The sequence below is a fragment of the Erwinia psychrophila genome (assembly GCF_039023475.1).
GTDB lineage: Bacteria > Pseudomonadota > Gammaproteobacteria > Enterobacterales > Enterobacteriaceae > Erwinia.
This window is the reverse complement of record NZ_JBCHVB010000002.1, coordinates 325,998-349,124: the sequence shown is the minus strand read 5'-3', so window position 1 is coordinate 349,124 and position 23,127 is coordinate 325,998. Positions and strand designations below refer to the sequence as shown.

The following is a 23,127-nucleotide window of genomic DNA, read 5'->3' as shown; positions in this document are numbered from 1 at the left end:
AATGCCGCATAGCGGCATGGATTTCTAAGCTGCCTGTACGGCAGTGAACGCATCAGCACCCAGTCGGCCGCCGCGTGTGTTTTTCTAAGCTGCCTGTACGGCAGTGAACGTTAGTGCCGTCGGTTATCTGTACTGGTGTTCTTTCTAAGCTGCCTGTACGGCAGTGAACGCGTTGGTGACGATGTTTTCTACATAACCTTTTTTCTAAGCTGCCTGTACGGCAGTGAACTTCACGGACAACCTGCAGCGCTGGCAGCAACTTTTCTAAGCTGCCTGTACGGCAGTGAACATCCCGGTCACTCTTCTGGTGCAGCAGGTCGTTTTCTAAGCTGCCTGTACGGCAGTGAACAGTTTTATCCAGCCGCGATGCCGTGGCCAGCATTTCTAAGCTGCCTGTACGGCAGTGAACGTACCTGGATAAGCGCACTGAGATGATGCAGTTTTCTAAGCTGCCTGTACGGCAGTGAACACCACCGCATTGATCTGCCTGCATCCGTTACTTTTCTAAGCTGCCTGTACGGCAGTGAACGGTAGTGCCAAGGCACATACGCCGGTAGAACATTTCTAAGCTGCCTGTACGGCAGTGAATTGACGACATTATCGTTGAGCTGCCGCCGCAGTTTTCTAAGCTGCCTGTACGGCAGTGAACGTTTTAAAGGTGGCGTCCACCTCGTCACTCATTTTCTAAGCTGCCTGTACGGCAGTGAACGGACTTTTCCAGGTTATTCTTGGGGTGGCGCTTTTCTAAGCTGCCTGTACGGCAGTGAACTGTTGCCGCTTAACCCCTTCTCTTTGAAATAAAAAGCTTTCCCTTCCTTTTTTAAAAAACACCCTTTTTCCAGGCGCTTAGTAAATATCTTTATATTTCAATAAAATAAAATTACTCCCGAAAAAAGGGTTAACTCGTCAGAACCAGGGTACGGTCGCTTCGGCGCTCAGGCCATAGCTGCTGAAAGTACCTTCAGTCGGCTTTTCTTTTAGCGGCCCGTGTTCCACAAACAGCAGCCATGTATGCCCATTGGATCGGCTTTTTATCGCTAAAAATGGCAGTCTGCCGCGCTTCTCGCTAAACACGCTGATCTTTTCCTTCGCCTCCTCCGCCGTCAGCCAGCCCTTTTTCACCGAGCGCCGCAGCCGCCGCTCGACGTTGCTTTTATACTGCACGCGGCGCACGGTGCGGTATCGGCAACCTTCCGGCACCGGCCGAATCGATTTGCAAAAAACATAATCTTTAAGGCGGTCGTACCAGCCTGTAGCGGCAAGCGCCTGTAAATCCTCCTCTGAGCCATGCAGTCGTAATCTGTTGCCCGGCGTCAGCGCTACCGCCGGAAAACTTACGCCAATCCGACCTTCGCCAGCCTGATTTAATTTCAGATGAAGCTGCGTAAAAAGCGCAGCCATTAATACTTCATCCGCTATCTCCGGATCCGGCAAGATAATGAGATCCTGGTAATATTTCATGCTGCCGCCCTATTCGCTTTTTTCGCCGAAGACGCCGCCACGAATGAGCGTAGCGATAACGTAATGCTGCTGTTCAACGGCTGGCGCTTCGCCTTTGGTTACCCAGTTATCCAGCAGCGTATAAAAATCCATTTTCTGCTTCGGCTGACGATAGGCCAGGCCGCGGCTGGTGACGGAACCATAAGGCTCTACCGCAATCGGCCCCATATCGGGTTCATCCGCTTTCGGATACCAGCTGTCTATAGTGCGTAACGCGTTGCCAATTTTTTGCGAGTGCATGGCTGCTGTCTCATCAATCTGATAAAGCACTTTGCTTTTCTTACTGTTGTTGTCCAGTACCAGTTCCTGAGAGGGGAAAACTTCCTGGCCGTTGCCCAGCCGTACAAAAGCTTCCACGTTCAGCAGGACAAAGGCCTTTCCTGCCAGGCCCTGGGCGATAGCCTCCGTCAGCTGAGCCAGAGCGCCCTGTGGCTGAGAAAACTTACGCAGATCGTAATCATGCGCATTAAATTCCCAGTTTTTTTCGCCACGGCTTACGCAAACTTTTATCGCCTCGGCGCCAATTCGGTTGCGCCACAAAAAACGGCCGTTGGCGATATTTTCCGCATAGCGAGCCGCCAGCTCGTTAAAACCATGCTGTTCGATATAGCCATTGATCACTTTTGTGAGTTCGGTCTGGTAGGCCTGATCGTTACAGACCGAAGGCGTAGCCAGATTGCCCAACACGCGCAGCGTAAATACCACTTTTAACGTGTCGGCATCCGCTGGCAGCGCGGCCACGTCCACACGCTGAAGGTTAGCTTTTTGGATCTCCGCATCCAGTTTTAACGGATCGCTCGCCACCGCATTTTTCAGGCGATTAGAGATAGTGCCGCGTACGGCTTTTTCCTTGATTGCTATGGACTGCCACGGCTCTTTTTGCTGCCATTTTCCGGCAAACATCACGCCGTCGGAGTTAGCTAATTTTTTCTCGAAAGCAAGTACGGAAGCTGTTTTAATCGTTGCTTTAGCCATTTCAATTTCCTTATCAATTAATCGTCGTTAAATTCGTCTTCAAACGCTTCGTAAACCGTCTGGCTTACTTCCTGACCACTACGGCAAAGGTAGTGCTCGTTTTCACAGGCGTGACGCCATATCAGCTCGTCGAGCCGGGCGATGCGATGCAGGCTGCGCCATTCGCCCACGCCGTATACCGCCTCGGCAAAGCAGAACGGCGTCTCGTTATCTCGCGAGTTCGCCACTTGGCCCGGTTCAAGTAAGGATGTGATGGCGCGATATCCCGTCATCAATGGCACTAAAAATCCGCCTGCAGGCTTCGGCTGATACTGCCAATGGGCTTTATCACCCGGCTGGGGATGTTCATTTTCAGCCACGGCCCGCATTTTCAGGCTGGCGAAATCAAGCCAGGCGTCCAGCATTTCGGCCTGCGGATTGTTTTGCTGAAGTTGAGTAAAGTGCTCCGCCAATAACGGCGAACGATCCAACAGCGCGAAGCCGGGCAACAGACGACGCAAAATTTTGCGCGTCGACGACTCTTCTTCCGGCCAGGCGATTACGTTAACGCTTTCAATTTGCTGAATAATACCGCCAGCCAGACGCTGCATCTGGCACAGCTGGCCAAGATGCTCCGCCAGCGCGGCCGCGCCCTGTTCGCCGCCGTCAATACTGCCTTCGCACTGCAACAGCAGCGAAACGGTCATATGCATGCGGCCTTCTTCATTAAACGAAGCCGTTTTTGCCTCTTTGGTTAACGGGTTGCGCGTCAGCGAGAAGAGATAATCGTAACCGGATGAGCGCGCATGCACCTGTTGCTGATGGCAGATCACGCCGCAGCCGCTCAGGCTTAGATCGTGGCTTTTTTGCAGCCTGCGCGATAAAGCGTGAGTAAATCCCAGAAAATGCGTGATAGCGGGAAAACCCCAGGTTAATCCGGCGATGGCGTTAGCGTTTTCCACGCGCAGGCGGCGCAAAATAATCAGATGGCTCATAACAGATCCTCTTTTAAATCCTGCTCCATTTCCCGCAGGCGCCTTTTGAATAATGCAGCCGTTGAAAAGTAGCGCCGTTCCACCTTGCCCATATTAAGCGGGTTAACGCTACGTTGATTAAGCGGATTTGCACTAAGCTGACGGCTTAGCCAGTAGCCGAAATCCCGCGCTACTTCGATTTTCCAGTCGTCTGCTTCCCGCTCAAATCGGAAATTTTCGTCGGTATTTCCACGTAGCGGGTCCAGCCAAAGTTGCTGCGACTGTTTTAGCTCGCAGTTTTGGTTTTCACTCCAGCAAGCGAATTCAGGCTGCTGAATACCGGTTACGTAGTTAAATAAGATATCGATAATTTCATCGACATAGCTTTCGCGCCGCTGGCGAATTTTTTCGGTACTTTCTTTGCTATAAACGCTGTTCAAATAGCGTTTCAGTCTTTCCACGCTCGGTCGCGCCAGCCGTGAAAACTCGCTGCAAAAATGAAAAATGGTTTTGTGATTTAACGGCGGCTTATTAATGGATTGCCAGACCGGCGCGGCGCAGGATAGAAGCCTGACTTTGCCGCCGCGAGCGCTGTTTAAATAAGAAATGTTCTGCGGCTTGGTGCCGCCAAAGTTTTGGATGGCGGTATTTAAATAAGAAGTTTTTGGCTGACTATGCCAGGTTCCGGCTTTAACCGCGGCGGCAATCTCTTTAGCCTCATCGCTAAAACGCGATACGGTCAGGCGTTCATGTAGCGCATGAGCTAATGAAGTGGAAAATAAAGGGCTAAGAAGATGATACTGACCGTCGCCAATCGGAAAATAAATTTGTTTAGCAAGCTTATGCGAAGCAGGATTGGGTGCGGATAACACCTGTTTAAATCCGACAACCCATTCGGCCAGCTGTTGCTCATTATCTGCTAATGCCGCCAGCGCGGAAGTATCTTCACGGATCAGGCTGGCGATCAGCGAATCACCCTGATGTTCGGTTTGTAGGAGTTTGGCGACATCCAGCGCGGCAGCATTGCCGACGGCATCCAGCGCCGGTTTTTTTAAAGTGCCTGAAGAAAGATAATCTGATGGCTGATTGCCGGAAAGCTGGTAAATACTGCTACCCTTTGTGTCACCGTGCGTAAATTTCAGAGCATGAGTTACCAGGCTGATTTGTTCGGCGCGTCTGGCCGCATCGCTTAGCCAGTTTCGCGTTTCGTACTTCCGATCCAACTCTGCGTACTGACTTGCATAGTCGTTTTTTACTGCGGCTTGCCGCTCAATTGACTGGGCACTTACCAGCGCTTTTTCCTCTTTTTTTTCCAAACCCTCACGCTTTAGCGATTTCCGCTCGGCTATATACGAGACGATAAATGATGAAAGTCCTTCTTTTGGCATCCTTTGCCTCCTTTTGAAAACTTACTTATTAATAAATACGGTAATCATCAAAAAAAACATCCCACCTGGTCAGCAAGCAATCCCAAAAAAAACCCTCAACTTATCTTTTAATTAATATAGCTGTTATTGAAAAGCCATAGCTGTATCTGCCAGCTAACCCTTAACTGCGCACCACCTTCCAACCTAAGTATTAATTCAGGGGAAAGAAAAGAAAAAACCAAGGTTTTGGATGTATTTTATATTTAAAAACAGAAAATGCAACACAACATAAAATTTTAAGACTAAAACGTTTCAATTCAAAAATCGCCCTCAGGTAGAGTACAAAATTATTTTAATACGAAGCATTTAGCCTGTATTATTTGCTGTTTTAGTCAGACCTAATAGTAAGGCTAAACTATTAATTCTGATTTTTTACTGCTGTACAGGCAGCTTAGAAAAGCAACCCTTCTATGTTGGTATCAACGTTTGATGTTCACTGCCGTACAGGCAGCTTAGAAAATAGTCATTGGTTGCGCCTGAGCGCTTCCAGAGTTCACTGCCGTACAGGCAGCTTAGAAAGGCAAACGCACCGAACACAATCGAATAATCGAGTTCACTGCCGTACAGGCAGCTTAGAAAAGGAAGAATCGCTACTCAGATCACCGTAGCTAGTTCACTGCCGTACAGGCAGCTTAGAAACGCAGGTGGTGATATTTTTTGACGGCCTTTCCGTTCACTGCCGTACAGGCAGCTTAGAAAAGCCATGCCAGATAGTCCTCTACCGTGGACCAGTTCACTGCCGTACAGGCAGCTTAGAAAATCAAAGCCGCCGGGGGTGAGGTCGAATGAAAGTTCACTGCCGTACAGGCAGCTTAGAAAAATGCGAGAGGCAGTTCTTAAGTGCCTGTCTTGTTCACTGCCGTACAGGCAGCTTAGAAACAGCTCGTGTCTTGCCAGTCCGCCTCGGTCAGGTTCACTGCCGTACAGGCAGCTTAGAAATCACACCATCGAGCGCCACCAGACAGACCAGCGTTCACTGCCGTGCAGGCAGCTTAGAAATAAGTATTAATGACTACGAACGATGACATTCCTTCCTGCCGTACAGGCAGCGGCGCACTCATCCGAGTGCGCCAAACACGCCCAGCAACGGATGAAAAAGCCATGCTTCGTCACGTTCACGCAATCGTATCTCACCAAACCTTTTGCTGACGTCCACCAGTTCCATACCCAGTTCTTCAGCCAGATCGGCATAAAGCTGCTGATAGTCTGGCGTTATCCATAATGCGACGCCTTCTGCCAACTCGGGCAGCATAGCTTCCTCAATCGCACTTGCTTTATGTCCGGCGATCCCCTCATCGGGTTGATAAAAAGTGGGTTTATCTCCCTCATCTTCTATCAGCAAATAGTGCAGCCGATCCGGCGATGACTGACGGAAAGGCCGCCGCTTCTGCATTTCGCCACACCAGCCGAGCGGCTTGCGCCACCAGAGCGCCGCGCAATATTTTTCCGGCTCACGCTTTCTGCCCAGTAGCTCTACACGCAGCCTGACATGTTCCAGATCGACAAGGTGCTTAAAAGGCCCGACCGTTTGCAGCTTTTCAGGCTCCTGCACGCGCGGTATGGCATCAATGACGAAATCTCCTTTCTCATGCAATAAATCATGAAGATCGTGAGAGGCAAGCTGAAACTCGCTGCTTTCAAAACCGGGACGGTTATAGGCAACCTCATCCGGCAAGCGCAGCGCCCGATAGTTTTTCCGCAGCAAATAAATATTGGGTTCTGAAGGCACAAGCTGCCGGTGACGCTGCACGCGTCCGGCCAACTGGATCAGCGCACGCATAGAGCTGGGTTCAGCGATGGCCCAATCGAAATCGAAATCGCGCCCAACTTCTATTACCGGGCTTGCCAGCACCACAAACAGATGATGCTGCGCCGCGCTGCTTTTCAGCGCCTGCTTGATTTCCGCAACCTGCCATAGCGCCCGATCGTCATGACGCGTTAATGCTGCTTCCAGCCGCTTTTCTATGCAGGAACGCATCGCCAGAGGATGCCTGCTGTGATAAATGCAGTAATGAATCTGCGTATTGTCCGGCGCGGCCTTCACCAGCAAATGCTGCGCCACCGCGGCCAGCGGATCGATATTCGCCATACGAATTACGCCCAGTGAAACACATTGCCCGCTCGCCTCATGCTGCTGATGGTGTGCAGAATGAAGCGCTATCACAGATTGAAAGAACACGGCGGCCAGCGCATCCAGCGCATCGCTTTCTTTACGGCTTGCAGAGGTGACATCCACCAGCCTGGCCTTTCTCAGCGCTTTAGTATGTTGTAACTTAACTACCCGCTTCGCGACGAAAGCGTCATGCTGTAGCCGGAAATCGCTGCCCGCCTCAATGTCCTGACAGAGCGCCTCATGCTCGTCAAACCAGGCGCAGCAAACGGGTGGCGCAATTTCGGTCAATCCGGCATTTTTATGCCATTCAGCGCGGCCATGACGATAGGCGTTGTAAAGCGCCAGCACCAGCGCGGGCGGCAGCGTGGCGGAAGAAATCAGGACGCGCGAGCCGAGCATTCCCGCCCAATTCACCAGCCGACACAGCGCGGGAAGATCGTTGATATCGAAATCGTCCGGCTCGTCAAGCACCAGATCGCCGGTTAGCAATCGCAGCATTGGCGCTATCTGTTTGCCACCGCGCAGCCCTTCCGTCGCCGGGATAAGATGGTCGATGGTGCTGACCAATACCGGCGCACTCAGAAGCTGATGCAGTTTTCCCTTTTTTTCCAGCCAGCGGCTGAACCGTCCGTCGTCCAGGCTACCGTCGTAACGAACGTAGTGATGCTCATGATAGAGCGCTTCGGCTGACTGGCTTCCGGCATCCGCTTCCTCTGCATCGTCTATGTTATGGTATTGATGCAGATCTTTTACCGCCTGCGAACCTATCATCACCGCCAGATCTTCATTATCCAGCCGTAGTTTTTTGCGCAGCGCATCGCCCGTTTGCAGCGTCAGCGTGCGCAATCCCAGCGCAACGGAAAAGCGACAGCCCAGCTTTTCATCGCTCAGCGCATACATAATGCGGGCATTGGCAAAAGTTTTTCCGCAGCCAGTGGAAGCCATGTTTACGCCAAAAAAGCCCTGACTTTCGGTTTGTTGACGTATCGATGCGGCCAAATCGAAAGCGCGATCCTGCCACCTGAAGCAAGCGTCTTTGGCTCGCTCGCGAAAAGCTTTGTGCCGCGTTATAGCCGGCAGCGTTTTGCGCAGATGCGGCAGGCTGGCCCCCAACAGCAGGGCATTTTGCGCAACGGCAAGGTTGTGCTCATCCAACTTCTGCTTGCCCAGACGCGGCGCTTCGGTATTGGCAAACGGTGCATAGTCGCTGTCCTGCCAGCCAGGCGTGGCGGGCAATGCAGAGTAGTGATGGTCGGCAAGCATTAATACCAGCCTTGCCATATGACAGGTAAAGGTCTGATCGAGTCGCGCAAAACGCAGCAGCGAGGGTTGGGAAAGCGCACGTCGGGCAATCTTCTGCGCTTTAGCGCGCCAGGTTCGGCTTTTTAGCGGCGTTCCCTGCTTAAACGACCATTGCGCCCTGAGTTCCTTATCTTCCCAGTCATCTTTTAAATGATTCAGCGCATTCCAGACGGGTTCCAGCTGATGCGTCAGCCAGCGATCCGCTTCGCTCAGCTGCGGCGGATTGCTGCGTTTTCCAGGATAAACCGGCAGCCGATGGTGCGATAAAATCAGCCAGGCGACCGTTGCAGCTACGGGCGGCAAAGCGACAAAAGGATTGGGCAAAGCGGGATCCTTTATCAGATTAGCCAGCATTCCCGCTTCGTCTTCGGCGCTGACCTCAGCTAACGCCTGTAACCACTGCATATCGCTCCGATCGCCGACCCAGGCGCAAAAAAGCCGTAACGATACCCATTCGTGACGATAGGGCTGAAACGTTTTGCCTTCGCCAAACAGGCTTTGCTGAAAAAGCTGATTCGCTTTGCCGAAGTCATGAAACAGACCGGCGATGGCGGCCGTCAGCCCGATAGCCTGCGCGCTTTGCCACTGATTTTCATCCTGGCTTTTCAGCACGTCGCGTTCTGTTGTGTGCGTCGGCGCGCTGCCGTCCCGATTAAACCTGCGCACGTTACCGACAATCCACAGCAGTTCGCTCTGACCGCCGCTTTTGATCCAGTGACAGGCGACGGCGGTATTTCGCCTGGCAGTTTTACGCAGCAGTTTTCTCAGCGTATTTAGTCCTTCCAGCGTAATCGCCGTCTGCCAGGTTCTTTCGCCTTTGCGCTCGGCAAATTGATCGATAATCCGACGCGTTTCGATCAGCGCGCGCTTATTGCACTGGGATATCAGCAAAATATTCATTTATCCGCTCGCCCCAGATAATTTGCCGTTGATTGCAGCGTTTCGATCATCAGATCCAGCGCCTCGGCTTTTTGTAATCCGGCGATACAGCGCTGACGAAATTCCTGCTCGTCTTCTCCCGCCATTGCGGAAAGAAAAGCCTGCGGCAGTATCAGCGCGTCCTTAATCATATCCGCCACGTCGAAAACCAGACCGCCGCACCGGGTTTTACCGTGTAATACCGCCAGGCCGTGCGGCAAACCTGTCACCCAGCAGGCCGTGGCGGCCAGCCCATAGGCAAGATAATTACCGTGATCTAAAAAACGGTTGGCGATATCCGTTCCGCCGCCGCGCTTTGTGCGGGTAAATTCGCCATATTTTGTGGCTTCCGCCGCCAGCTTATAGAGCGCTTTGGTCAGCACGGCTTCCTGAGTCAGCAAATGCTGTACGCTGGTACAGGTTATAAGGCTTTTTTCAAACCTGACTAACAGGGATTCCAGCACGGATTGCTGAATTACAAATTTTTCCTGCCTGGCCATACGCTCGTTTAACCAGTGTTTTTTTATTTGTTCAATGCGAATCCGTTGGAAAGCGACTGCCGCCGCTACTCGTTTTTCCTCGGCGAACCAGAAGCTGACCCAGTTTTGCAGGTATTCCGTGGGACGATATTCACTTTGCGACGTTAGCCAGGAAACGGCCGTTTCTACTTCATTTGCCGCATAGAGCGGCGTACCGTTGCCGCCGCAAAAGCCGACCAACACGCCAGCTCTGGCGAATTCGCGCATGGCGGCCTGGGTAACGGAGGTGCCGGTGCCAAGCATAATCACCGTTGTATTGGCAATGGGGATATTCCAGTAGAGCGAACGTTTTCCTTCGTCCGTCACATATTCCACGCGTCCGCCGTTAACCAGCACGCGACAGTATTGCAGATAATAGATATTGCTGCGTTTTGAATGGAGAATGGTTTTTAAATCAGAGGGTTTGAGCTGTTCCATGCGCATTCCTTGCGTCTGGCCGACAGGGTGCTGGCCTGGTTTGAATGTTTTCTGAGACGGGTTAGTGTATTAAACCATCAGAAAAATTAAAGAGAGAACGGTAGCAATTTTATCTGCTGCTGACAGCGTGCCTGTTTGATATATGCCTGGGCGCCTGTACGGCAGTAAACAACGCATTTCAGTAGCACATGAACGCGCTGACCTTCTTATCTATATGTACGGCAGTTAATATTTTATTCCTTTTTAGCGTCCAAACAGTACATACCAGCAACGGCAACCCTCATAAAACCACCAGAAAGTGATGTAATTTTTCAGTAAATTCAATCATTCATGCCATTCTGCGTTAGGTCATAAAATAAAATTTTACTGCGTCAAAAGGGGAATTTTTTTCCTTCCTCATTACAAATAACTTCTGCTGCCAGTAAATCCTGCCTGTCACGACAGACAACTTAAAATCTTATTTTTCCCGATGCGTTTGCTCCCGGAGACAGATTTTTATGCTAATGCGATTGGCGGTAAGAGTTGTTCTATTATTGGGCAATATGATTTAAGGAGTAGACCGGGCCAACAATTTTATCTATTGGCATGTTAATATCAAAAACTTCTTCTAAGGCCAGAGAAACCCCCCGCCGGAATATGCCCATGAATCAACCACCTTCTCCTTTAACACCTGAACAGCGGATCAGGGAGCTTAAAAAACAGTTTGAGCTGATCACTCAGAAAGCGGAATTTCTGTAGCAACGTCAGCGTGTTATCAGCGGTCTGAGCGATTAGTTGCTCTGTCAGCGATTCGCTGTTCCTCAACGTTCCAAAGGCTGCTGCCGTCAGAAGATGGCTGGTCAGTTCCATCTGGCAAACCATTTTTACCTGGGGATACGGTCCCGGCTGACCACTGTAAGTCTAACGCGGGAAATTTGGTGCAGGGGCTCTTCGCGCTCAAACGCCATGCCGACAACGCAGGGTTACGGTCCCGGATTCAGCAAGGCAACGGGCGATAAGCTCAGGGTCAAGAACATCGCTGAGAGAAGTCAGGGGATTACGGGTCGCATCGTAACGGGATACAAGATTCAGTGCCTGAGCAATACGCATAAAAAATCCGGAAATGGGTGAGCATTTCCGGACTTTTACACAGCCAGTGGATCGGTCAACCGATCCTTAACTGTTCGGCATTACCACTTGTGGGGCCATTCTCAGAACCTGAAGCGACTTACTTCTTCTTCGCTTTTGGGTTTGGCAGATCGGTGATGCTACCTTCGAACATCTCCGCGGCCAGGCCGACGGATTCATGCAGCGTCGGGTGAGCATGGATGGTCAGCGCAATATCTTCCGCATCGCAGCCCATCTCAATGGCCAGACCGATTTCACCCAGCAGCTCGCCGCCGTTGGTGCCGACAACCGCACCACCGATAACGCGATGCGTCTCTTTGTCGAAGATCAGTTTGGTCATGCCGTCCGCGCAGTCGGAAGCGATTGCACGACCCGAGGCCGCCCATGGGAAGGTCGCCGTCTCGTAGCTGATGCCCTTCTCTTTCGCTTCTTTCTCGGTCAGGCCAACCCAGGCAACTTCTGGCTCGGTATAGGCGATCGATGGAATCACTTTCGGATCGAAATAGTGTTTCTTACCGGAGATGACTTCCGCCGCCACATGACCTTCGTGCACGCCTTTGTGCGCCAGCATTGGCTGACCCACGATGTCGCCGATGGCATAAATGTGCGGCACATTGGTACGCATCTGCTTATCGACACGGATAAAGCCGCGATCGTCCACTTCCACGCCCGCTTTACCGGCATCCAGACCTTTACCGTTCGGTACACGACCGATGGCGACCAGCACCGCATCATAACGCTGTGGCTCTGCTGGCGCTTTTTTGCCTTCCATCGTGACGTAGATGCCGTCGTCTTTGGCTTCTACCGCGGTCACTTTGGTTTCCAGCATCAGATTGAACTGCTTGCTGATACGCTTAGTGAAGACTTTTACCACGTCTTTGTCGGCGGCCGGGATAACCTGGTCAAACATCTCAACCACGTCAATCTGCGAACCCAGCGCGTGATACACGGTTGCCATTTCCAGACCGATGATTCCGCCGCCCATAACCAGCATACGCTCAGGCACTTCTTTCAGCTCCAGCGCAGCGGTGGAATCCCAGACGCGTGGGTCTTCGTGCGGAATGAATGGCAGCTGAATAGGACGAGAACCGGCAGCGATCACCGCGTTATCGAAGTTGATGGTAGTACCGCCGTTTTCGCCGTCCACGAACATGGTGTTCGCGCCGGTGAATTTAGCTTCGCCGGTCACTACTTTCACTTTACGGCCTTTCGCCATACCTGCCAGACCACCGGTCAGCTGATTGATGACCTTCTCTTTCCAGGTACGGATTTTGTTGATATCGGTCTGCGGTTTGCCAAACACGATACCGTGTTCTTCCAGCGCCTTGGCTTCTTCAATCACTTTTGCAACGTGCAGCAGCGCTTTGGAAGGGATACAGCCCACGTTCAGACAAACCCCACCCAGGGTGCTGAAACGCTCAACGATGACGGTCTCCAGACCTAAATCCGCTGCGCGGAAAGCTGCAGAGTAACCTGCTGGACCTGCCCCAAGTACCACGACCTGAGTTTTAATTTCTGTACTCATCATGACCTCTTAGTTAACTTTACCGGCGATGCTCAGGGTTCCTGTCGCTGTAGCGGGGTGAGCTGAAACTTTATCTGAATCACTGACCAGGCCAGCTCATCAAGAGGCAAGTTCTGACTGCCATGCTAAAACGTCAATATCCTGAAGAATTTCCTCTCGCCTACCGGTACGTTTTCACCGCAAGAGTTTACAGAGTTGTTAACAAACTGCAAACTGCCTGATGCAAAACGCTTTCAACTACCTTGTCGACTTATGACATCGAAAGCCGGCTATGAGAAGGCCGGCTTACGCCGGCCTGAGTTACTTTTACATCACCAGACGGCGAATATCCGCCATGATGGTCGCGATGTAGGCGGCGAAGCGTGCACCCGCCGCGCCATCGATCACCCGGTGATCGAAGGAGAGCGACAGCGGCAGCATCAGGCGCGGCACAAACTCTTTGCCGTTCCAGACCGGTTCCATCGCCGACTTGGAGACGCCAAGGATAGCCACTTCCGGCGCGTTGACGATTGGGGTAAACGAGGTTCCGCCAATACCGCCAAGGCTGGAGATCGTGAAGCATCCCCCCTGCATATCCGATGACGTCAGCTTGCCGTCACGGGCTTTCTTCGAGATCACGGACAGTTCGTTAGAAAGCTCCACGATGCCTTTCTTGTTCACGTCCTTGAACACCGGCACCACCAGGCCGTTTGGCGTATCTACCGCCACGCCGATGTTGATATATTTCTTCAGCGTCAGCTTCTGACCATCTTCCGACAGCGAGCTGTTAAAGCGTGGGAACTCTTCCAGCGCCTTCGCGGCCGCCTTCATGATGAACACCAGCGGGGTGATCTTCAGATCCAGCTTTTTCTTCGCCGCTTCTTCGTTCTGCTGCTTACGGAAGGCTTCAACGTCGGTGATGTCCGCTTTATCGTGCTGCGTGACGTGCGGGATCACAATCCAGTTGCGGCTCAGGTTCGCACCAGAAATTTTCTGGATGCGGCCCAGTTCCACTTCTTCGATCTCACCGAACTTGCTGAAGTCAACCTTCGGCCACGGCAGCATGCCAGGCATTCCGCCGCCGGCGGCCGCTGGCGCCGCTTCGGCACGTTTCACGGCATCCTTCACGTACGCCTGAACGTCTTCCTTCAGAATACGGCCTTTACGACCGGTTCCTTTGACCTTCGCCAGATTCACGCCAAACTCGCGTGCCAGACGGCGGATAACCGGGGTGGCGTGAACGTAAGCGTCATTCTCGGAGAATTCGCCTTTCGCTTCTGCTTTCGCCGGAGCAGGTGCCGCTTTGCTTTCCTGCTTCGCGGGCGCTGCCTCTTCTTTTTTCGCGGCAGGCGCCGCAGCCGGTGCCGCACCCTCGACTTCGAAGACCATGATCGGCGAGCCGGTTTTGACCTTATCGCCCGCAGAGATGGTGATCTCTTTAACGGTGCCGGCGAATGGCGCAGGGACTTCCATAGAGGCTTTATCGCCTTCCACGGTAATCAGCGACTGCTCGGCTTCAACCTTGTCGCCCACTTTAACCATCACTTCGGTGACTTCAACTTCATCATCACCAATGTCCGGTACGGCCACGTCTTTCACGCCGCTGGCAGCCGTTGGTGCCGTTGCCGCTTCTTCTTTCACTTCTGGCTTCGCTTCAGCAGGCGCCGAACCGGAACCCGCGGTTTCGAAGACCATGATCATCGAACCGGTGCTGACTTTGTCGCCGGTGCTGATTTTGATCTCTTTGACCTTACCTGCGAACGGCGCCGGAACTTCCATTGAGGCTTTATCGCCTTCAACGGTAATCAGCGACTGCTCGGCTTCAACGGTATCGCCTACTTTGACCAGAATTTCGGTGACTTCCACTTCGTCATCACCGATATCCGGGACGTTAACATCTTTGCTTTCCGCGCTCTGAGCGGCCGCGGGCTTCGCGTCTTCTTTCTTCTCTTCCTTCTCTTCGGCCTGAGCAGGTGCCGCTTCAGCAGCACCGTCAGCGGCTTCAAAGATCATCATCAGCTTGCCGGTTTCAACCTTGTCACCGGTGGCGATTTTGATCTCTTTCACCACGCCCGCCTGAGGCGAAGGGACTTCCATTGAGGCTTTATCGCCCTCAACGGTAATCAGCGACTGCTCAGCTTCAACCTTGTCGCCAACCTGGACCAGGATTTCGGTCACTTCCACTTCGTCTGCACCGATGTCCGGTACGTTAATTTCAATAGACATTAATCTTTACCTCTTATGCCAGACGCGGGTTGACTTTATCGGCATCGATATTGAATTTGGTGATCGCTTCCGCAACCACTTTCTTATCGATTTCACCGCGTTTAGCCAGTTCACCCAGCGCGGCAACAACCACGTAAGATGCGTCCACTTCGAAGTGGTGACGCAGATTTTCACGGCTGTCAGAACGTCCGAAACCATCGGTGCCCAGTACGCGGTAATCGCTGGCTGGCATGAAGGTACGGATCTGCTCAGCGAACAGTTTCATGTAGTCGGTTGAGGCCACGGCCGGTGCATCGTTCATGATCTGAGCGACGTATGGCACACGCGGTTCCTCTGTCGGGTGCAGCATGTTCCAGCGCTCACAGTCCTGACCATCACGCGCCAGCTCGGTGAACGAGGTTACGCTATAGACATCAGAACCTACGCCGTAATCTTTCGCGAGGATTTCAGCGGCTTCACGCACGTGACGCAGAATGGAACCTGAGCCCAGCAGCTGCACTTTGCCTTTGCTGCCTTCGACGGTATCCAGCTTGTAGATACCCTTACGGATACCTTCTTCCGCACCCTGCGGCATCGCAGGCATGTGGTAGTTTTCGTTCAGCGTGGTGATGTAGTAGTAGATGTTTTCCTGCGCTTCGCCGTACATACGCACCAGGCCGTCATGCATGATGACTGCCACTTCGTAAGCATACGCCGGATCGTAAGAGATACAGTTCGGGATAGTCAGAGACTGAATGTGGCTGTGACCATCTTCGTGCTGCAAGCCTTCACCGTTCAGGGTGGTACGACCGGAGGTGCCGCCAACCAGGAAGCCGCGCGCCTGCTGATCGCCTGCTGCCCAGCACAGATCGCCGATACGCTGGAAACCAAACATAGAGTAGTAGATGTAGAACGGGATCATCGGCAGGTTGTTGGTGCTGTAAGACGTTGCCGCCGCCAGCCAGGATGCGCCTGCGCCCAGTTCGTTGATGCCTTCCTGAAGAATCTGACCTTTCTCATCTTCTTTGTAGTAGGCAACCTGCTCACGGTCCTGCGGGGTGTACTGCTGGCCGTTCGGGCTGTAGATACCAATCTGACGGAACAGACCTTCCATACCGAAGGTACGCGCTTCATCGGCGATGATCGGCACCAGACGATCTTTGATCGACTTGTTCTTCAGCATCACGTTGAGGGCACGTACGAAAGCGATAGTGGTTGAGATCTCTTTGTTCTGCTCGTCCAGCAGCTGACGGAAATCTTCCAGCGCAGGCATTTCCAGCTTCTCGCTGAAGTTCGGCTGGCGGGTTGGCAGGTAGCCACCCAGTTTCTCACGCTGACCGTGCAGATACTTGTACTCTTCGGACTCTTTGTCGAAGGTGATGTACGGCATCTTTTCGATGTCCGCATCTTCTACCGGCACGTTGAAGCGATCGCGGATGTAGCGAACGCCATCCATGTTCATCTTCTTCACCTGGTGCGCGATGTTTTTCCCTTCAGCGGTGTCGCCCATACCATAACCTTTAATGGTATGCGCCAGAATGACCACCGGCTTGCCCTGGGTATCCTGCGCTTTTTTCAGTGCCGCATAGATTTTCTTCGGATCGTGACCGCCGCGATTCAGCGCCCAGATCTCGTCGTCGGTCATATCTTTAACCAGCGCAGCGGTTTCCGGATATTTACCGAAGAAGTGCTCACGCACATAGGCGCCGTCACGGGATTTAAAGGTCTGGTAGTCACCGTCAACGGTTTCGTTCATCAGCTGGATCAGCTTGCCGCTGGTATCTTTACGCAGCAGTTCGTCCCAGCGTCCGCCCCAGATAACTTTGATCACTTCCCAGCCAGCGCCATTAAAGATGCCGTCCAGTTCGTTAATGATCTTGCCGTTACCGGTAACCGGGCCGTCAAGGCGCTGCAGGTTACAGTTGATGATGAAGACCAGGTTATCCAGTTTTTCACGGGTCGCGATAGTGATCGCGCCTTTGGATTCCGGCTCATCCATCTCACCGTCGCCCAGGAAGGCGTAAACGGTCTGCTGGGAGGTATCTTTCAGGCCACGGTGCTCAAGATACTTGAGGAACTTCGCCTGATAGATAGCGCCAATCGGGCCAAGGCCCATCGACACGGTCGGGAACTGCCAGAATTCCGGCATCAGTTTTGGATGCGGATAAGATGAGAGGCCTTTGCCATGCACTTCCTGACGGAAGTTATTCATCTGCTCTTCGGTCAGACGGCCTTCCAGGAAAGCACGTGCGTAAACGCCCGGGGAGATGTGGCCCTGGAAGTAGACCAGATCGCCGCCATCTTTTTCACTGCGGGCGCGGAAGAAGTGGTTAAAGCACACTTCATAAATGGTCGCCGAAGACTGGAAGGAGGACATATGGCCACCCAGTTCCAGATCTTTTTTCGAGGCGCGCAGAACGGCCATAATGGCGTTCCAGCGGATCGCGGAACGGATGCGACGCTCCAGGGAGGTATTGCCTGGATATTCCGGCTCATCTTCAACGGCAATCGAGTTGACGTAATTACGGGAAGCAACGCCTGCTGCCACCTTAACGCCACCTTTACGTGCTTCGCTCATAACCTGGTCAATCAGGAACTGCGCGCGCTCAACACCTTCTTCACGGATGACCGATTCGATCGCCTGTAGCCAGTCGCGAGTTTCGATCGGATCCACGTCATTGTGTAAACGTTCTGACATGGGGGGTATTCCTTATCTGTGTCTAATACGTTGAATTGTCTGGAGCCTGTCTCACTGTACTCTGAGGGCAAAGCACAAGGAGACAGGCCCATCGTTTATCCCCAACGCCTGAGGCGCCAGGGCGAGTTGCCGCGTTATGGTTACGCGTTAGTCCCTACGTTGCTGTAAACGTCGTAAGGAGCGCTCTCGACGACTCTGCTCCCGACTTCTGTCCAGCAATATTTCCTCGATAAACGCCAGGTGACGGTGTGAGGCTTCGCGTGCCTGTTCGGGTTCGCGTGCCACAATCGCCTCGAAAATACTGGCGCGGTGACCGCTCACTTTTGCCAGCATTTCGCGGCGCGAGTAGAGCAATTCAAAATTCTGACGGACGTTTTGTTCCAGCATGGGTCCCATGCAGCGTAGCAGATGTAGCAGCACAACATTATGCGCGGCCTCTGTGACGGCAATCTGATACTGCATCACAGCATTCGCTTCGGCATCCAGATCGCCGCTGTTCTGGGCGGACAGAATCTGCACATGGCAGTGGCGGATCCGCTCAATGTCCTCATCGGTGCCGCGCAGCGCGGCATAATAAGCCGCGATGCCTTCCAGCGCGTGGCGCGTTTCCAGCAGGTCAAACTGAGATTCGGGATGGCCGGCCAGCAGCTCAACAAGCGGATCGCTCAGGCTTTGCCACAGGCTGGTCTGGACGAAGGTGCCGCCGCCCTGACGGCGTAACAGCAACCCTTTCGCTTCCAGACGCTGAATAGCTTCGCGCAGAGAGGGGCGGGAGACATCAAACTGTTTTGCAAGCTCGCGTTCAGGGAGGAGCTTCTCACCCGGACGCAACGTCCCTTCCATGATCAGGGATTCGAGCTGCTGCTCGATAGCATCGGATAGCTTTGGTTGGCGGATTTTGCTGTAGGCCATCATCCCTTCTTCTGCTTCTGCCGGAGTAAATTGGTAATACCAATTGCAAAAAGGTGCCCGTAAAGTAACAAAGTATTCACCTGATGTCTATATAGCGGCTCACCGAAACAACCGGCATTTCCCGCCCGGCAGGCGGATTTAACAGAAGCATCAGGGTGTAAACGTGTCGATGAGCACTTGTTAAATTTCTTAACTTTTCTGAAATCCGGCAGGCGTTTAGTCTGCGATAACCGCAGTTACCATAAGGAAAAGCGCTTCGCTTTTTTGGGTTATTTATGGCATTGAGCTAAGAGATCGCCGACCGCTGAAATTTTCAGCATTCTCCCCGGCTAAAACAGAAAGCGAGTGCATTAAAAGGCGCTTAACACTATTCTTGTCGCGAAGGTAGTATCTGCCTCTTTTTCGTGCTTCTGGCGCTGTAAAGTTTTCAATACGCTATGCGTAAAACAGACTTACAAAGGCTGCCGGCCGGGTTAAGAATAATAATGACACCACGAGGTTTATATGGAACAACAGCAAGGCGAAACGCTGAAGCGCGGCCTGAAAAACCGCCATATTCAGCTTATCGCGTTGGGCGGTGCCGTGGGCACTGGCCTGTTTCTGGGGATCGCTGACACGATCAGAATGGCAGGGCCTTCCGTACTGCTGGGTTACGCCATCGGCGGCTTTATCGCCTTTATGATCATGCGCCAGCTTGGCGAGATGGTGGTTGAAGAGCCGGTCGCGGGCTCCTTCAGCCACTTCGCCTATAAATACTGGGGCAACTTTGCCGGCTTCGCGTCCGGCTGGAACTACTGGATTTTATATGTGCTGGTGGCCATGGCCGAACTGACCGCCGTCGGTAAATATATCCAGTACTGGTGGCCGGAGATCCCGACCTGGATCTCCGCGGCGGGGTTCTTTGTGCTGATTAACGCTATAAACCTCACCAATGTGAAAGTTTACGGCGAGATGGAGTTCTGGTTCGCGATCGTTAAAGTGGTGGCCGTGGTTGGCATGATCGTTTTCGGTATCTGGCTGCTGGTGGGCGACCACGCTGGTCCGGAAGCCTCCGTCACCAACCTCTGGGACAAAGGCGGCTTTTTCCCGAACGGCATAAGCGGCATGGTAATGGCGATGGCGGTCATTATGTTCTCTTTCGGCGGACTTGAGCTGGTCGGTATTACGGCGGCGGAAGCGGATGACCCGGAGAAGAGCATCCCGAAAGCCACCAATCAGGTGCTCTACCGTATTCTGATTTTCTATATTGGCTCGCTGACCGTGCTGCTGTCGCTCTACCCCTGGACCAAAGTCATCGGTGGTGCCAGTCCGTTTGTAATGATCTTCCATGACCTGGGCGACACGCTGGTCGCCAACGCGCTGAACGTAGTGATCCTGACGGCGGCCCTCTCCGTTTATAACAGCTGCGTTTACTGTAACAGCCGGATGCTGTTCGGCCTGGCACAGCAGGGTAACGGTCCCAAAGCGCTGTTGAAATTAGATGGACGCGGCGTGCCTGTGGTCGCTATTGCCGTCTCGGCGGCGGCGACCGCACTCTGTGTGCTGATCAACTATCTGATGCCGGGCGAAGCTTTCGGCCTGCTGATGGCGCTGGTGGTTTCTGCCCTCGTGATTAACTGGGCGATGATCAGCATGGCGCACCTGAAGTTCCGCCGCAAAAAAGATCAGCAGGGCGTTGAAACCCGCTTTAAGGCGCTCTTCTATCCGCTGGGTAACTGGATCTGCCTGCTGTTTATGGCCGGTATTCTGGTCATTATGGCGATGACGCCGGGCATGGCGATCTCCGTCTGGCTGATCCCGGTCTGGGTCGCTATTCTGGCCGTCGGCTACGCGTTTAAAACGCGTCTGCAAAAAGCGTAACGATCTAAGGGGGCTGACGCCCCCTTTATTCGCGGTTCATCGCCCTTGCCTGCACCTCACCGAACCTGCACTTTTTCTTAACTGTTTATTTACACGCCATTTCAGCTGACGCTAAATGTTAACCTTCTCACATTTTCGCTTCGGCAGCCGTTTTGTCCATCTCTGTGACGCATTCAGCTAGCGCAAATCCGCCCTAAGACATTAATACTGTTGCCTTCATTACAGGGTGGGAGAATTATCCATGAAGGGCACGGCACTTTCGGTTAAAGAGAAAATTGGCTACGGCATGGGTGATGCCGGCTGCAACATGATTGGCGGCGCCATCATGCTGTTCCTGAGTTATTTCTACACTGACGTCTTTGGCCTGTCGCCAGCCCTTGTCGGCATCCTGATGCTGTCAGTAAGGGTACTTGATGCCGTCACCGATCCGATTATGGGCGCTATCGCTGACCGGACCCAGAGCCGTTGGGGCCGTTTTCGTCCGTGGCTGCTCTGGGTTTCGCTGCCGTATGTGCTGTTCAGCGTGCTGATGTTCACTACGCCGGACTGGACTTATGAAAATAAGGTCATCTACGCTTTCGTTACCTATTTCCTGATGTCGCTGACCTATACGGCGATCAACATCCCTTACTGCTCTCTGGGCGGCGTTATCACCAACGATCCGGGTGAGCGCGTCTCCTGCCAGTCCTACCGTTTTGTGATGGTTGGCGTGGCAACGCTGATCCTGTCGCTCTCACTTCTGCCGCTGGCTGACTGGTTTGGCGGTGAAGACAAAGCGCGCGGTTACCAGATGGCGATGAGCGTACTGGCGTTTATTGGCCTCTGCATGTTCCTGTTCTGTTTTTCCACCGTGCGGGAGCGTATCAAGCCCGCCGTCCCGACCCACGACGCGATGAAGGCCGATCTTAAAGACGTATGGAAAAACGATCAGTGGGTACGCATTCTGCTGCTGACCTTCTGCAACGTCTGCCCGGGCTTTATCCGCATGGCGGCCACCATGTACTACGTTACCTGGGTAATGGGACAGTCCACGCACTTCGCCACCCTGTTTATCAGCCTTGGCGTTATTGGCATGATGATCGGCAGCACGCTGGCTAAAGTGATGACGGACCGCTGGTGCAAACTCAAAGTGTTTTTCTGGACCAATATCGCGCTGGCTATCTTCTCCTGCGGCTTCTATTTCCTTAATCCTCAGGCGACCGTGCTGGTTGTAGTCATGTACTTCTTCCTGAACATCCTGCATCAGATCCCATCTCCGCTGCACTGGTCCCTGATGGCGGACGTGGATGACTACGGCGAATGGAAAACCGGCAAGCGTATTACCGGTATCAGCTTTTCGGGCAACCTGTTTTTCCTGAAGGTCGGTCTGGCGGTGGCCGGAGCGATGGTTGGCTTCCTGCTCTCCTTCTACGGCTATCAGGCGGGTGCCGCGTCGCAGTCTCCTGCCGCCATGCATGGCATCATTCTGCTCTTTACCGTTATCCCCGGCGTGGGCTATCTGATCACCGCTGGCGTGGTAAGGTTGATGAAAGTCGACCGTAAAATGATGCAGCGCATCCAGTCTGACCTGGAACAGCGTCGCCGCAATTACCATGAACTGAATGATTATCGCGACGGCAAAGCCACCGCCAACCCCGAAGGAGCAGCATGATGAGCAAAGAGACATGGCCTAACCCGTTGATAGAACAGCGCGCCGACCCGTTCATTTTACGCGAGGGTAATGCCTACTACTTTGTGGCTTCCGTACCCGAATATGACCGGCTTGAGATTCGTCGCGCCAGCTCGCTCACCGGCCTGGCGGCAGCAGAACCGGTCGTGGTCTGGCGTAAGCCGGATACCGGTCCAATGAGCGAGCTGATTTGGGCACCCGAGCTGCATCGCATTGGTGGCATCTGGGTGATCTACTTTGCCGCCGCACCGACGCGGGAGATCAAGGACGGCCTGTTTCAGCACCGTATGTTTGTTCTCTCCTGCTCGGCAGAGGATCCGCTTGCTGGCGAGTGGCAGGAATGTGGTCAGATGAACGTGCCCATCGACAGCTTTTCGCTCGACGCCACGCATTTTGTCCATCAGGGTAAAAACTGGTATTTGTGGGCGCAGAAAGATCCGGCTATTCCCGGCAACTCTAACCTTTATCTGGCCGAGCTGGAAACGCCCTGGTCAATTAAAGGTAAGCCGGTCATGCTCAGCCGTCCCGAATATGAGTGGGAGTGCGTGGGCTTCAGCGTGAATGAAGGCCCGGCCGCGATTCGGCACGGTGAACGGCTTTTTGTCAGTTACTCAGCCAGCGCGACGGATGAGAACTACTGTATGGGACTGCTCTGGATCGATGCCGAAGCCGATCCGCTGGTAGCCAGTAACTGGCAGAAGTCTCCTGAACCGGTCTTTACCACCAGCTGGGAAAATCGTCAGTATGGTCCCGGCCACAACAGTTTTACGGTAACGGAAACCGGAGAGGATGTGCTGGTCTATCACGCGCGGAACTATACGGAAATTGAAGGCGATCCGCTGTATGACCCAAACAGGCATACGCGCATAAAAACCTTCAGCTGGGATGAAAATGGCATGCCGCAGTTTGGCACACCTGCGGCGGATACAGTAAAAACTCCGGGTGTTGAAGATTAAGCTCAGGGATAAATACAGATGGTGAAACGGTCCTGGCGAGCGGCTGTTGCCACGCAATTAACGTGTAGAACC

The 23,127-nt window shown here is 53.1% G+C and carries 13 protein-coding genes, 1 pseudogene and 2 CRISPR repeat arrays (1 of these 16 cut by a window edge); of the genes and pseudogenes, 3 read left to right on the top strand and 11 right to left on the bottom strand.

Annotation, left to right across the window (positions count from 1 at the left end; all coding sequences use genetic code 11):
- A CRISPR array of direct repeats spans positions 1-769; the repeat unit is 28 nt; unit sequence TTTCTAAGCTGCCTGTACGGCAGTGAAC; it reaches 1,482 nt to the left of the window's first position.
- A 137-nt stretch (positions 770-906) separates the two neighbouring features.
- The 11 genes and pseudogenes from cas6f to pdhR all read right to left on the bottom strand — a co-directional run bounded on the left by cas6f (position 907) and on the right by pdhR (position 18,570).
- Positions 907-1,461 (bottom strand): type I-F CRISPR-associated endoribonuclease Cas6/Csy4, encoded by a 555-nt coding sequence (gene cas6f, locus AAH446_RS07615; protein ID WP_342906110.1) that lies wholly within the window; start codon positions 1,459-1,461, stop codon positions 907-909.
- Positions 1,462-1,470: 9 nt separating this feature from the next.
- Entirely contained in the window at positions 1,471-2,475 is a 1,005-nt protein-coding gene (gene csy3, locus AAH446_RS07610; protein ID WP_342906109.1) for a type I-F CRISPR-associated protein Csy3, read from the bottom strand.
- 17 nt (positions 2,476-2,492) lie between these two features.
- Entirely contained in the window at positions 2,493-3,449 is a 957-nt protein-coding gene (gene csy2, locus AAH446_RS07605; RefSeq protein ID WP_342906108.1) for a type I-F CRISPR-associated protein Csy2, read from the bottom strand.
- The gene (gene csy1 / locus AAH446_RS07600) at positions 3,446-4,816 is read right to left on the bottom strand and encodes a type I-F CRISPR-associated protein Csy1 (RefSeq protein WP_342906107.1); all 1,371 of its coding nucleotides are present in this window, start codon (positions 4,814-4,816) and stop codon (positions 3,446-3,448) included. The genes csy2 and csy1 overlap by 4 nt, the downstream gene beginning before the upstream one ends.
- A gap of 409 nt (positions 4,817-5,225) precedes the next feature.
- A CRISPR array of direct repeats spans positions 5,226-5,854; the repeat unit is 28 nt; unit sequence GTTCACTGCCGTACAGGCAGCTTAGAAA.
- 58 nt (positions 5,855-5,912) lie between these two features.
- Complete coding sequence (cas3f, locus tag AAH446_RS07595) at positions 5,913-9,170, bottom strand: type I-F CRISPR-associated helicase Cas3f (RefSeq protein WP_342906106.1); 3,258 nt, start codon at positions 9,168-9,170, stop codon at positions 5,913-5,915.
- On the bottom strand, positions 9,167-10,144 hold the full coding sequence (cas1f, locus tag AAH446_RS07590) for a type I-F CRISPR-associated endonuclease Cas1f (protein ID WP_342906105.1): 978 nt from the start codon (positions 10,142-10,144) through the stop codon (positions 9,167-9,169). Before cas1f ends, cas3f begins: the two co-directional genes overlap by 4 nt.
- Positions 10,145-10,873: 729 nt before the next feature.
- Positions 10,874-11,233: pseudogene (locus tag AAH446_RS07585) on the bottom strand (transposase domain-containing protein); the annotation flags it as partial.
- A 118-nt stretch (positions 11,234-11,351) separates the two neighbouring features.
- On the bottom strand, positions 11,352-12,776 hold the full coding sequence (lpdA, locus tag AAH446_RS07580) for a dihydrolipoyl dehydrogenase (RefSeq protein WP_342906372.1): 1,425 nt from the start codon (positions 12,774-12,776) through the stop codon (positions 11,352-11,354).
- A gap of 306 nt (positions 12,777-13,082) precedes the next feature.
- The gene (gene aceF, locus AAH446_RS07575; protein ID WP_342906104.1) at positions 13,083-14,981 is read right to left on the bottom strand and encodes a pyruvate dehydrogenase complex dihydrolipoyllysine-residue acetyltransferase; all 1,899 of its coding nucleotides are present in this window, start codon (positions 14,979-14,981) and stop codon (positions 13,083-13,085) included.
- Positions 14,982-14,994: 13 nt separating this feature from the next.
- Positions 14,995-17,658: a pyruvate dehydrogenase (acetyl-transferring), homodimeric type gene (gene aceE / locus AAH446_RS07570; protein ID WP_342906103.1), complete on the bottom strand. Its 2,664-nt coding sequence runs from the start codon at positions 17,656-17,658 to the stop codon at positions 14,995-14,997.
- A gap of 147 nt (positions 17,659-17,805) precedes the next feature.
- Positions 17,806-18,570 carry a pyruvate dehydrogenase complex transcriptional repressor PdhR gene (pdhR, locus tag AAH446_RS07565; protein WP_342906371.1) on the bottom strand — a complete coding sequence of 255 codons (765 nt, stop codon included), beginning with the start codon at positions 18,568-18,570 and terminating at the stop codon, positions 17,806-17,808.
- Positions 18,571-19,074: 504 nt separating this feature from the next.
- On the opposite strand from pdhR, the gene aroP reads away from it, so the two are divergent.
- The 3 genes from aroP to AAH446_RS07550 all read left to right on the top strand — a co-directional run bounded on the left by aroP (position 19,075) and on the right by AAH446_RS07550 (position 23,055).
- A complete protein-coding gene (aroP, locus tag AAH446_RS07560) occupies positions 19,075-20,430 on the top strand; it encodes an aromatic amino acid transporter AroP (RefSeq protein WP_342906102.1) in 1,356 nt (451 codons plus the stop codon).
- A 241-nt stretch (positions 20,431-20,671) separates the two neighbouring features.
- Entirely contained in the window at positions 20,672-22,081 is a 1,410-nt protein-coding gene (locus tag AAH446_RS07555; RefSeq protein ID WP_342906101.1) for an MFS transporter, read from the top strand.
- A complete protein-coding gene (locus AAH446_RS07550; RefSeq protein WP_342906370.1) occupies positions 22,081-23,055 on the top strand; it encodes a glycoside hydrolase family 43 protein in 975 nt (324 codons plus the stop codon). The genes AAH446_RS07555 and AAH446_RS07550 overlap by 1 nt, the downstream gene beginning before the upstream one ends.
- Positions 23,056-23,127: the final 72 nt, after the last annotated feature.

Bases quoted from the DNA above. Each gene is read 5' to 3' on its own strand.
- cas6f (WP_342906110.1), bottom strand. From the start codon at position 1,461: ATGAAATATTACCAGGATCTCATTATCTTGCCGGATCCGGAGATAGCG.
- csy3 (WP_342906109.1), bottom strand. From the start codon at position 2,475: ATGGCTAAAGCAACGATTAAAACAGCTTCCGTACTTGCTTTCGAGAAA.
- csy2 (WP_342906108.1), bottom strand. From the start codon at position 3,449: ATGAGCCATCTGATTATTTTGCGCCGCCTGCGCGTGGAAAACGCTAAC.
- csy1 (WP_342906107.1), bottom strand. From the start codon at position 4,816: ATGCCAAAAGAAGGACTTTCATCATTTATCGTCTCGTATATAGCCGAG.
- cas3f (WP_342906106.1), bottom strand. From the start codon at position 9,170: ATGAATATTTTGCTGATATCCCAGTGCAATAAGCGCGCGCTGATCGAA.
- cas1f (WP_342906105.1), bottom strand. From the start codon at position 10,144: ATGGAACAGCTCAAACCCTCTGATTTAAAAACCATTCTCCATTCAAAA.
- lpdA (WP_342906372.1), bottom strand. From the start codon at position 12,776: ATGAGTACAGAAATTAAAACTCAGGTCGTGGTACTTGGGGCAGGTCCA.
- aceF (WP_342906104.1), bottom strand. From the start codon at position 14,981: ATGTCTATTGAAATTAACGTACCGGACATCGGTGCAGACGAAGTGGAA.
- aceE (WP_342906103.1), bottom strand. From the start codon at position 17,658: ATGTCAGAACGTTTACACAATGACGTGGATCCGATCGAAACTCGCGAC.
- pdhR (WP_342906371.1), bottom strand. From the start codon at position 18,570: ATGGCCTACAGCAAAATCCGCCAACCAAAGCTATCCGATGCTATCGAG.
- aroP (WP_342906102.1), top strand. From the start codon at position 19,075: ATGGAACAACAGCAAGGCGAAACGCTGAAGCGCGGCCTGAAAAACCGC.
- AAH446_RS07555 (WP_342906101.1), top strand. From the start codon at position 20,672: ATGAAGGGCACGGCACTTTCGGTTAAAGAGAAAATTGGCTACGGCATG.
- AAH446_RS07550 (WP_342906370.1), top strand. From the start codon at position 22,081: ATGAGCAAAGAGACATGGCCTAACCCGTTGATAGAACAGCGCGCCGAC.